The sequence below is a fragment of the Pirellulales bacterium genome, assembly GCA_036267355.1.
Taxonomy (GTDB): domain Bacteria; phylum Planctomycetota; class Planctomycetia; order Pirellulales; family DATAWG01; genus DATAWG01.
In genome coordinates this window covers 23,419-35,173 of record DATAWG010000120.1, presented here as the reverse complement: position 1 = coordinate 35,173, position 11,755 = coordinate 23,419, and the positions used below count along the sequence as shown (strand labels likewise).

Sequence of the window (11,755 nt, the reverse complement as noted above, 5' to 3'; positions counted from 1 at the left end):
TGGAGCGGTGGCGACAATCCCACGGCACGGACCGGTGTCGGCCGTGATTACGACGCCGATCTTGACATGCTCGACAACGGTTTTTCCGAGCAGCGGTCCGGTGGGCGCTGCCGCGTCGGATTTTGCCGCGTCGGATTTTGCGGCTTCCGCTTTTGCCGAGTTCGATGCGGCCAAATTCGGTTTTGCTAAATCAGCGATTGCCGGTTCGTCTGCCTGTGCCGGCGCAACGGCGAGGACCACGGCGAAGACAGCAAGGGGAAGCAATTGGTCGAAAACGCGGACCATGGCCAATTTCATTGTGTTGCTCTTTTGGGGCGAACGAAAGGGCATTCCCGACAAGTTTAGGCCAAAACATGACCGCAGGTATCGCCTCATTCTAATCTCGCCGCACGCCTTTGGGGCCATGCTTCGCCGCTCCCCCATCGCAAATCCGACCCGAATAGTAGCCAACCATGAATTCTCGCCAGACGCATAAACGCATCTAAATGCGTCTTGACAAATTATTGCTTTCCTGCGCCACTATAGGCATATTGAAAGGGATTGCAGGGAAGCAATGAGCGAAACACCATCTGGGTTTGGGCGGGGGCCCAGGCTGCTCTTTAGCACGAAGGGAGTTGCCATGCGCCAAAGCATGACGTTTTCGGCCGCGGGAATCGGTTTGATCGTCGGATTGCTCAGCGGTCTGGCTCTGCGCGACGGACAAGCCGAACAACCGACGGTAAAGTTCGTTGGAGCGAAGATCGCCTCTTCCGCCACCGCCCCCGTCACTTCAGCCGCCAAGCCCGCCGTTGCGTCTTCGACTCTTGCTGGTCTCACAATCGTATCCGGCGGCAAGGATGCTAGCAGCTTCACCCTCGCCGGCCGCGATTCGCGCCAACAACTGATCGTCACCGAAAAACTCGGTGATGGCGAACTACGCGATCTGACACGGCAAGTGCGATACACGGTCGAACCCACCGGAATCGTTCGCATCGACCAAACCGGCTTGGTTTGGCCGCTGGCCGATGGAAAATCCCTGATTGTCGCGGAAGCCGCCGCGGGCCACAAAGCGATGATCACCGTTGTGGTCACGCATTTCACCGACGACCCGCCGGTGAATTTCCCGAATCAGATCGTCCCGATTTTCACCAAGCTGGGCTGCAACGCCGGCGGTTGCCACGGTAAGGCGAGCGGGCAGAATGGCTTTCGGCTTTCGCTATTGGGTTTCGTGCCGAGCGAAGATTATGAGCATCTCGTGATGGAAGGCCGCGGTCGCCGGCTGTCGCCCGCCGCGCCGGATAGCAGCTTGCTGCTGCAGAAGGCCGCTGGTCTGATCCCGCACGGCGGTGGGCAGCGGATGGAGGTCGATTCGGTTCCCTACAAGCTTTTGCGGCGGTGGATCGTGCAAGGGATGCCCTACGGCAAGCCCGACGATCCGGTGGTGTCGAAGATCGAAGTCGTGCCGGCGATTCGCACGCTCAAGCCCGGCGCAAAGCAGCAATTGATTTGCCTCGCCCATTATTCCGACGGATCGGTCGAAGATGTCACGCTGATGACGAAATTCGAACCGAACGACACGGAAATGGCCGAGGTCAGCTCGACCGGTCTGGTTACCGCTCGCGATCTGCCGGGCACCGTGGCGATCATGGCCCGCTATCAAGGCCAGGTGGCCGTGTTTCGGGCTGCTTTACCATTGGGCGCTCCGATGGATCAGATGCCCGCGGCGAAAAATTTTATCGACGAGGCCGTGTTCAAGCAGTTGAAAACGCTGGGAATTCCCCCCTCGCCGGTTTGCGACGATGCGACATTCGTCCGCCGCGCGTCGATCGACATCGCCGGCCGGCTGCCGACCGCGGAAGAAACCGCGCGCTTTCTGACGGATGCTGACTCGAACAAGCGGGCCCATTGGATCGATGAGTTATTGGCCAGCGATGGCTACGCCGATTATTTCGCGACGAAGTGGACTGCCGTGTTGCGCAACAAGCGCGTGATGCCGAGTTACGAGCATGGCGATTTTCTGTTTCACGATTGGATTCGCCAATCGCTTTACGAAAATAAGCCCTACGATCAATTTGTTCGCGACATTTTGACGGCGTCTGGCGAAGTGAGCGAGAATCCGCCGGTGGCTTGGTATCGCGAAGCGGCCGAACCAGCGCAGGAAATGGAAGATACGGCGCAATTGTTTCTTGGCATGCGGATTCAATGTGCCCATTGTCATCACCATCCGTTCGAGCGCTGGAGCCAGCAGGATTATTTTGGATTCGACGCGTTTTTCTCGCGCGTCGGCAAGAAGCAAGGCCTGCAGCAAAGCGAATTCCGCATCTATCATCGCCGCGGCATGGCAACGGCCGAGAATATTCGGACCCACGAGCAGGTGCCACCGGCGCCGCTTGGCGGAAAGCCTGTCGTACTTTCGCCCGACGATGATCCACGACAGTCGCTCGTGGATTGGATGGTCGATGCCAAAAATCCGTACTTCGCCCCCGCATTGGCGAATCGCTATTGGAAACATTTCTTCGGCCGCGGGCTGGTCGAACCGGAAGACGACATGCGGGCCACCAATCCGGCTTCGAATCCCGAATTGCTTGCGGCGCTGGCCGAGCATTTCGCCGTCAACCACCACGATCTTAAAGATCTCGTCCGCACGATCTGCAATTCGCAGGTGTATCAACTTTCGGCGGTGCCAAACCGATACAACGCCGGCGATCACCAAAGTTATTCGCATTATTATCCGAAGCGGCTTACGGCCGAGGTGTTGCTCGACGCGGTCGACCAAGTGACCGGCGCGCCGACGAAATTCAACGGCATGCCGATGGGCACCCGGGCCATCGAATTGCCCGACAGTGGATTCAATTCGTATTTCCTTACGGTGTTTGGCCGCCCGGAAGGGTCCAGCCCGTGCGAGTGCGAGCGGAGCAACGATGCGAATCTGGCCCAGAGCCTGCATTTGCTGAATTCGGTCGACGTGCAGCAGAAGGTGGCGGCCGGCATCGGCCGCGCGGCCACGCTGGCCGAGGACAAGAAGCACACTTCGGCGGAAAAAATCGATCAGCTTTATCTCGAGTTCTACTCGCGTCATCCGGCCGCCGACGAAACAGAAGTTTCGCTGCATCACATCGCACAAACGAAAAACGATCGCGCCGCCTATGAAGACATTCTGTGGGCGCTGATCAATACGAAGGAATTCTTGTTCAACCATTAGCTCCCCGCGTAAAGCAGCCGCCGTTTGCGCGACTTTTTTCAACCGTCGCGAATATGATGGAGGGCGGCGGCAACCGTTTCTTTGTTTCTGATGGCTCCTTGCTCGCGATCGGCGATTGTGGTGGTTTAAGCTCAAGCCTCACAACCTCACACCTCAAGCCTCACAACCTCAAGCCTCACAACTTTCTCCGCTAGCTCCCGCCAATTTTGGTGTTCTAACCACTCGCGATTCGTATTATCCTACCTCCGTCGATCGCCGTCCCGTCCCTCGACATTCCGGCCCGCCCTTCATCCGCCCAGCGTTTTTCTTCCGACGGTTTTGTGAGATTGCTGCGATCTCGATAAGTTGATTGTCGACCGAAGCTGCACCGGCATGGCGGCCTACGCATTCGCTTTGGTTTCGGATTGGATTTCAATTCGCACCCTTCCGCCGTATCCCCTTGCCATGCACCACCCAGCGCTACGCACGTTCGCCGGCCGGTTCCTGGGATTCGCATCCGTGATGATCGGATTGCTTTGCGCCGGCTCGAGCGCACGGGGCGACAATCCGATGCTCGGAGCGCAGTTGACGGCCGTCTTCCCGCCCGGCGGCAAGCAAGCGTCGACCGTCGAAGTCGCAACCGAAGGCACGAATATCGACGACGCCACGTCGCTCGTGTTTTCGCATCCGGGTTTGTCAGGGACGCCTAAAATGATCGCTTCGCCGGTCGACAATGTTTCGCGGCCGGTTCTGAATCGGTTTATGGTGACGATTTCCGGCACCGTGCCGCCGGGGCTTTACGAGGTTCGCACTTCGGGTCCGGCCGGAATCTCCAATCCGCGCACGTTTGCCGTCGGCTCGCTCGGCGAAGTCGTCGATCGCGATCCGCCCGAAAAGCTCTCTGCCGCCCGCGAATTGCCGCTCGAATCGACCGTCAGCGCGGTAATGGGTTCGGAGCGCGCCGACTATTTCAAGTTCTCGGCCAAAAAAGGCCAGCGCCTGTTGTTGGAAACTGCCGCCAGACAAATCGATTCACGGCTCGATCCGCGCTTGGTGCTCTACGATGCGGCAGGCCACGAATTGGCGCGGGCGAAAGAGCGATTCCATCGCGATCCTTTCATGGATTTTGTCGCCCCGGCCGACGGCACCTACGTCGTCAAGCTATACGATTTTCTTTACAAGGGTGGTCCCGACTATTTCTACCGCCTGACGATTTCCAGCGCGCCGCGATTGGATTTCATCATGCCGCCGTCCGGCGTGGGGGGAAGTAAAGCGAAATACACGCTCTTCGGTCGAAATCTGCCCGGCGGCACCGCCACCTCCGAGCGAACCGCCTCCGGCACTCCGCTGGAACGTCTGGATGTTGAAATCCAGCTTCCAGCAAATCCCGCTGCCGTACAACATTTCGGCGGCGATGCGTTCGCCGAGACGACGCAATTCGCGCTCGATGCATTTGCGTATCGGCTGCAAACGCCTGGCGGCGAGTCCAACCCAATCAATATCTACTTCGCCACCGCACCGGTTGTGCTCGAGCAGGAGCCGAACAACACGCCTGCCGAGGCCCAGAAGCTTTCGCTCCCTTGCGAAGTCGCCGGGCAATTCAATCCGCGCGGCGATCAGGATTGGTTTCAATTCGAAGCAAAAAAGGGCGACGCCTGGACCATCGAAGTCTTTTCGCAACAGATGGGCCTTTCGACCGATCCCTATCTGCTCGTTCAGCGGGTCAATCGTGCGGCCAATGGACATGAAGAAATGGTCGACGTGGCCGAGTCGGACGATCCGGCGCCCGATCGGCGGCATGAGGGGCACGTCTCGTTTCTCAAGCTTGAACTCGACGATCCCATCGTGCATTTCGAGGCCCCGCAAGACGGCACCTATCGAGTGCTCGTGCGCGATCTTTATGGCGAATCGCGCGGCCGGCCCGAATATGTCTATCGTCTGGCGATCCACCGTCCGATGCCCGATTTTCGCGTCTTGATCTCCGAAGAATCGCCCGGTGACTCCGACAACAATGAGCGGATGGCGCTTTGGAGCCCGGTTGTTCATAGAGGCCGGTCGACGGCTGCGACCGTGATGGCACAGCGCAAAGACGGCTTTTCGGGCGAGATCCAGGTGTCGGTCGAAGGGCTGCCGCCGGGGATCACATGTCCCGGCGCGACGATCGGCCCCGGCGCCGACGTTGCTTCGCTGGTGTTCGCGGCGGCGGATCAAGCCGGGCCGAAGCTCACCGATTGGAACGGCCCCATTCGTGTTGTCGCCAAGGCTCGGATCGGCCAGCTCGAAGTGGCACACGATGTCCGCGTCGCCGCGAGTCTGTGGCCCGTTCAGCAGGCGAATCAGGAGACGGTCCAATTTCGCTTGGCGCCGCAGTTTCTGCTGGCGACCAGCGGCAATTCGATGCCACAAATCAGAATCGACCTCGCCGGCAATAAGCCGCTCGAAGCGGCGCCCGGCGTCAATCTGAAGGTGCCGGTGAAGGTTGTTCGCGGCGAAAATGCCAAAGGCCGATTGAAATGCCGGCTGGCCGGCGCGTGTCGCGGAATGAATGTTCAAGAACTCGACATTCCGGCAGACGCAAGCGACGGCACGCTGCAAATGAACTTCAATAGCCAGTTGCCGCCGGGCAAGTATTCGCTCCCGCTACGGGTCTACGCAAGCGTGAATTGCCGCAACAATCCCGAAGCCGCCGACGCGGCGAGCTCGCGATTGAAATCGCTCGAAAAGGCTGTTGGCGAGTTGGCGACCGCGGCCCATCGCGCCGATGATGCGAAGCACGCTGCCGAAAAAGCGGCCGCCGATTCCGACACGGCCGTGCGGCATTCGCTCGAATCCATTGCCGCGGCCGATCGCACGCTCCATGAACTGGATGAGCGCGTTCAAGCGGCCGCCGACGCGCTCGCTCCGCTGGAAAAGGGGTCGGCAGACGCTGCCGCAAAGCTGCAAGCCGCCGAAGCCGCTCAGGCCAAGGCCGGCAAGGCCGTGATTGACGCTAAGGGCGCCGATGCTAAGACTGTCGACGCCAAGAGTGCGGACTATACCGCGGCGCTGAAAGCACAGTCCGACGCAGCCGAGGCCGTCCGCAAAGCGCGAGAAGAAAGCCGCCTGGCCGATGCACGCCGCGATGCGGGTCGTGCTGCCGCGCAAACGGCCGCCGTCCAGCGAACCAGCGCTGAAGCGGCCAAATCCATCGTGGAAAAGAGACTAGCCGACGCGACCGCGCTCGCAAAATCCACCGCCGCCGCGCGCACGGCCGCCCAAACCGCCGCCGCCGATGCCGCCGCCAAGAGCCACGCGGCCGACGACGAGAAGCGCGCCGCCGATGAACGAGCCCGGCGGGCGAATGAAATCGCCCAGCCGCGCGACTACACGCTCGTCGTTTATTCCGCTCCATTGCAGCTCGAGTTCGACGCCGCCCCGCTGGCAATGTCGATCTCCGCGCCTAAGCCGGCAAAGCCGAGCGAGAAGATCGACGTGCCGCTGCAGTTGGAACGCCGCTTCGGTTTTGCCGACACGGTGTATGCCGCTCTGGTGTTGCCGCCGAACGTGTCTGGCTTGCATGGCGGCGACGTTACGATCGCGGCCGGTCAAACGAAGGCTACGCTGGCCGTGCAGCTCGATCCGCAAATCAAGCCGGGCGATTACAATGCAACGATCCGCGCCCGCATGACGTTCAACGGCCAGGGCTCGCAGCTCGATGTGCCTCTGGTCATCCAAGTGCGAGCTGCGGAAGCGAAAGCCCCGCCACCGAAGCCGGACCGAAAGGAGCCCGGTCCAAAGCAATCCGAGAAGAAATAAAACGCGCCGAGTTTAAAATCCACGATGAACGACCGAATCCGAATGATCGACCTTTCGCACAAGCGCTCACCCCTCTCCCCATTTGGGAAAGGGGCCGGGAGTGAGGGCGGTTTTGTCATGTCCTGGCTGCTCCTATTGGGAGCGATCGCAATTTCGTCACTGTTGCCTTATGCGCAGGGCGCCGAAAAGACTTCCGCAAAACAAAAAGCCAAATCGTCGAACACCAAATCGTCGGATAAGGTCGTTCCCATCGCGATCGCCGATATCAAGCATTCCGGACCAGTGGATTTTCAAGGCGAAGTGCTGCCGATGCTGCGGCGCAATTGCATCGCTTGCCACAACGGCACGAAAGCGGAAAACCATCTGGTTCTCGAAACGCCGCAATCGATTCTCAAAGGCGGCGACAGCGGCCCGGCCGTCGTGCCGAAAAAGAGCGGCGATAGCTTGCTTCTCCAGGCCGCCGCGCATCTCGATGATCCGGCCATGCCGCCGGCCGACAACAACGTCAAAGCCGTCTCGCTCACGCCGAACGAGCTCGGCCTGATCAAGCTCTGGATCGATCAAGGCGCCGCCGGCGAGGTGAACACCGCCGCCGCGCCGCTCCATTGGCAAAGGATTCCCACCACCGTTCGGCCGATTCTCGCCGTGGCTGTGTCGCCCGACGGTGTGCTCGCTGCCTGTGGGCGCGACAACGAAATTTATGTCTACGACATCAACTCCGGCGCGACCGTGGCCCGGTTGGTCGATCCGGCCCTCGCAGGCCGGTCCGGCGCGGGCGGCTCGGGTGTCGCGCATCTCGATCTCGTACAGTCGCTGGCATTTCAGCCGGTGGGCGATCTGCTGGCGTCGGGTGGATTTCGCGAAGTGAAACTTTGGCAGCGGCCGCGGAACGTGCGGCTTGGCAGTCTCGCCGGCGCCAGCGGATCAATCAACGTCGTGGCGGTCAGTTCCGATGGAAAGCATGCTGCGACGGGTGAGCCCGGCGGTGTCATCGGCCTGTGGGAGCTCCCGAGCGGCAAACGGTTGCAATCGCTGTCCGGACACACTGCCGCGATCACGGGTCTGGCATTTTCCGCCGACGGCATTACGCTTTTTTCCAGTTCGCTCGACAAATCGATTCGCACGTGGAAATCGGTCGATGGCGCGGCGATCGGCAAGATCGATACGCCCGCAGCCGTCAATGCGATGATACTGGTGCATGGCGGCACGCGGATTTGTTCTGGCGAGACGGATAATATCATTCGAGTTTGGCCGGTTTCGGCGGTCTTGGCTGGCAAAAACGAGAAGCCTCAATTGCCCGTCAAGCCGCTCAAGGAATTAAAGGGGCACTCTGGCCCGATCACGGCGCTCGCCGCTTGGGGCGACGGAGTGCAAATCCTTTCCGGCAGCGCCGACGGCAGCGTGCGCGGCTGGAATCTCGACAACGGCCAGCAGACGCGGCAAGTCAATCATGGGCCGGCCGTGATCGCCATTGCCATTCGGGCCGATGGAAAGCGGTTTGCATCGGCCGGCGCCGATAATGTCGTCCGACTGTGGAACGGCGAGAACAATCAAAAGATCGCCGAGATTCATGGCGATTTCCGCCAGCAATGGGAAGTCGGCCGGCTGTCGCGTTTGGCCGATATCGCCCGTAGCCGCCTCGATCAGGCGAAGAAGGCAGAAGCCGACGCCGAAACCTCCGCAAAGCAGGAAAGCGACGGTATCCAAAAGGCCAAGGATCGCCAGAAAGCGGCCGAAAAGGAACTCGCCGACAAAACCACGGCGGCCAAACAGCCGCTGGAAGCGAAGGCGGCTGCTGAAAAGGAGCTTGCCGCCGCCACCAATTCCGCCAAAAACGCCGTCGATAAAGCGGCCGCTGCAAAAACGGCCGCCGACAAGGATTCCAACAACCAAAATCTCGCCAAGTCCGCTGCCGAAGCCCGGCATGCAAACGATCAGGCCCAACAAAAATTGATGCAAGCCAAACAGCGCGTCGAAGAAACCGCTCGCAATGCTGATCGGCCTGTTGCGGAAAAGAAGCGGGCCGTGGATTCGCTCGCCGCGGCGGCGCGTGGGATCGAACTCGCCGAACAATCGTCTCGCAAAGCGGCCGATGCGGTGCCGCCGGCCAAAAAAGCCGTCGAGGCGGCCGAAGCAGCCGTCAAAGACGCCGACACCGTCGTTCAGTCCGCCACGAAAACGGCCGCCGACGGCAAGACAATCCGCTGCCTCGCCTTCTCGCCGAACGGCTGTTTTCTGGCAATGGCCGGCGATAGCCATTTGGTGCAAACCGTGTCGGCAGACAACGGCGCGCCAGGTGACACGTTCGAAGGAGCCGGCGACGCCGTCTTATCGCTCGCCTACACTCCCTCGGCCGGCTTGTTGGCCGGCGAGGCCGACAAGTCAGCCATTCTTTGGAACACCGCACCAGCCTGGCCATTGGTGCGCACGATTGGCAACACCGACGATCCGTCGCGATTCATCGACCGAGTGATCTCGCTCGACTTCAGCCCCGATGGCCGGTTGCTGGCCACCGGCGGCGGCTATCCGTCGCGCAGCGGCGAATTAAAGATATGGAACGCCGCCGATGGCAGCCTCGTTCGCGCAGTGCCCGACGCCCATAGCGACACGATTTGCGCCGTCCGATTCTCGCCCGGCGGCAAACTGCTGGCCACGGGCGCCACCGATCGCACGATGCGCGTGTTCAATGTCGCCAGCGGTTCGCTGATGAAAACGTTCGAGGGCCATACGCATCATGTTCTTGGCGTGGCGTGGCGTGCCGATGGCGAGCAACTGGCCACCTCGGGCGCCGACACCGTGATCAAGGTCTGGGACTACGCCTCCGGCGAGCAGCGCCGAACCATCGAAGGCTTTTCCAAGGAGCTCACCGCCATCGACTATGTTGCCAGCTCGCAGCGCGTGCTGGTCACGAGCGGCGATCACAATCTGCGGCTGGTGAATACCGAAAACGGCAACCAGGAGCGGACCTACGGCGGGGCAAACGATTTTCTCTATGCGCTCGGCGTCACGCCCGACGGCAAGCTTGCCGTCGCGGGCGGGCAAGACGGAGCGCTGCGGGTGTGGAACATCGAGAACGGACAAGTCGTCCGCAGCTTTGAGCGTTAGCGCCGATTCGCAATGCTCCCTCGACGGTAAACCATCGGAATCGCCGCGAACCCCTCGTTAACCCTTCGGGCGAATATGGTGACAGTGGCCGGAAGCATTTGCGACGACGGCCGCGAGCTGCGGCCGGCTACATCAGTTCCAGCCGAAGCCAATTCAGTGCCCGCTTCGCAGAAAGTGTTTTCAAAATGTCGGGGTTGCCCGCATAGGGCGACGATCGAATCGACACGGCGGCTGGCGTGGCAAGCGCATACCAAAACTCCGGCACAATCGAACCTGCCGGATCGTATTCGGGGAGTGGTCCGGTGGCGAGCCCATAGTCGGCCTTGAGCAGCCGTTTTGCTCCAACCGCCAATCGGCCGACCATGCTTTGAATCTCGCCGTGTTCTTGTGGCATTGCAATCGCTTGCGGCTGCGCGTGTGTTCCCGCCGGATAACTCTCTTCCGCCGACCCAGCTTGCGTCACATTCCATCGCGCCGCCTCGCCAGTGGCAACGACCCCGCCCGAAAACAAATTCTTGCCACCAGCGCTAATCGCCGCTTCCGCCAACCAATGCGCCAACAACCCTCCGGTGCCCCATTCCACCGTGCCGACCGTTAAGCTCCTTTTCGCCAAAAGACGAACAACCGCGTTTTCAAGTTCGTCATCGTCTTCGCCAAACACGAGCTGGCCTAAGCAATCTCGGATCGTCGCCGTGGTGGCATCGGTCGCGGCCCGGGCGGCCTCGAGTGTTTCGCCGGTGGCCGTGATTCGCAGCGTGATTGTCGCCGCGCTGACGGTGATTCCCACCCGTGGCTCGCGGCCACGGCGAATCAGGTTGGGAAGCATTTTTTCCAAGTCGCTCTCGCCGACGCCGAAGCATTTGATTCGCCTGTGATAGAGCACGCACGGAGCATCCTGCATCGCCGCGACCGCCCCGGCCACGCTGTCGGCCCACATGCGAAACATCTCGGCCGGCACGCCCGGCAGTGCGAACACGCGGCATGCCCGCCGCCCTTCGCGCGGCACTTCCAAATCGATCCCCGGCGCAGTGCCTGCCGGATTCATGATCACACGGCTACCGCTGGGAAATAGCGCCTGCACGCGATTCGCCTCGGGCATCGGCCGCCGGCGGCGGGCAAACAGCGACACGATATGGTCGAGCGCCGCGGCATCGAGCACCAGCGGTCGGCCGATCGCTTCGGCGAGCGCTTCGCGTGTCAGATCGTCCGCCGTCGGGCCAAGGCCGCCGGTGGTCACGACGACGTCGGCCCGGTCGACGGCCGCTCGAAAAACCGCCACATTTGCTTGTAGATCGTCGGCCACGGTGGTGTGATATCGCACCTCGACGCCCAGCTCGCCCAAGCGCGTGCTGAGCCATTGGCTATTCGTGTCGAGCCGCTGGCCGCTCGTAAGTTCGTCGCCGATCGCGATAACTTCCGCAAACATCGAAGCAATTTGTATGGGTTAGGGGATTGCACACATCGCCGAAGGCGAGCAGTTCGAGTGCAACCAGAATATCAATTCCGTGCCGCGTCGAGCTACCCTTGGATGAGGCACGAATTCAATAGTAGTGCGAGAGCGTTGGGTGCCACCCCCATCTTGGGCTCGGCCGAAAAATAACTTCTCCACAGATCCCCTCTCCCCTGGCGGCCTCGCGGAGAGGGCAGCGTGAGGGGCTCAAAGCGGAAGTTATTTTTCGGCCGAGCCCTTTCGGG

5 protein-coding genes are annotated in these 11,755 nt (G+C 61.0%); 3 read left to right on the top strand and 2 right to left on the bottom strand.

Annotation, left to right across the window (positions count from 1 at the left end; translation table 11 throughout):
• A partial coding sequence (locus VHX65_18770) for a hypothetical protein (GenBank protein HEX4000599.1) occupies positions 1-297 on the bottom strand: 297 nt, incomplete at its 3' end.
• Between the two features lie 322 nt (positions 298-619).
• Here VHX65_18770 and VHX65_18765 point away from each other — a divergent pair.
• The 3 genes from VHX65_18765 (at position 620) to VHX65_18755 (ending at position 10,060) form a co-directional block, all read left to right on the top strand.
• Positions 620-3,181, top strand: coding sequence for a DUF1549 domain-containing protein (locus VHX65_18765; protein ID HEX4000598.1), 2,562 nt, complete (start codon positions 620-622; stop codon positions 3,179-3,181).
• Positions 3,182-3,625: 444 nt separating this feature from the next.
• Positions 3,626-6,955 carry a hypothetical protein gene (locus tag VHX65_18760; protein ID HEX4000597.1) on the top strand — a complete coding sequence of 1,110 codons (3,330 nt, stop codon included), beginning with the start codon at positions 3,626-3,628 and terminating at the stop codon, positions 6,953-6,955.
• 117 nt (positions 6,956-7,072) lie between these two features.
• On the top strand, positions 7,073-10,060 hold the full coding sequence (locus tag VHX65_18755) for a c-type cytochrome domain-containing protein (protein ID HEX4000596.1): 2,988 nt from the start codon (positions 7,073-7,075) through the stop codon (positions 10,058-10,060).
• A 127-nt stretch (positions 10,061-10,187) separates the two neighbouring features.
• Here the strand turns inward: VHX65_18755 and VHX65_18750 are convergent, their stop codons facing one another.
• Positions 10,188-11,486 carry a CinA family nicotinamide mononucleotide deamidase-related protein gene (locus VHX65_18750; GenBank protein ID HEX4000595.1) on the bottom strand — a complete coding sequence of 433 codons (1,299 nt, stop codon included), beginning with the start codon at positions 11,484-11,486 and terminating at the stop codon, positions 10,188-10,190.
• Positions 11,487-11,755 lie beyond the last annotated feature (269 nt).

Bases quoted from the DNA above. Each gene is read 5' to 3' on its own strand.
- VHX65_18765 (HEX4000598.1), top strand. From the start codon at position 620: ATGCGCCAAAGCATGACGTTTTCGGCCGCGGGAATCGGTTTGATCGTC.
- VHX65_18760 (HEX4000597.1), top strand. From the start codon at position 3,626: ATGCACCACCCAGCGCTACGCACGTTCGCCGGCCGGTTCCTGGGATTC.
- VHX65_18755 (HEX4000596.1), top strand. From the start codon at position 7,073: ATGTCCTGGCTGCTCCTATTGGGAGCGATCGCAATTTCGTCACTGTTG.
- VHX65_18750 (HEX4000595.1), bottom strand. From the start codon at position 11,486: ATGTTTGCGGAAGTTATCGCGATCGGCGACGAACTTACGAGCGGCCAG.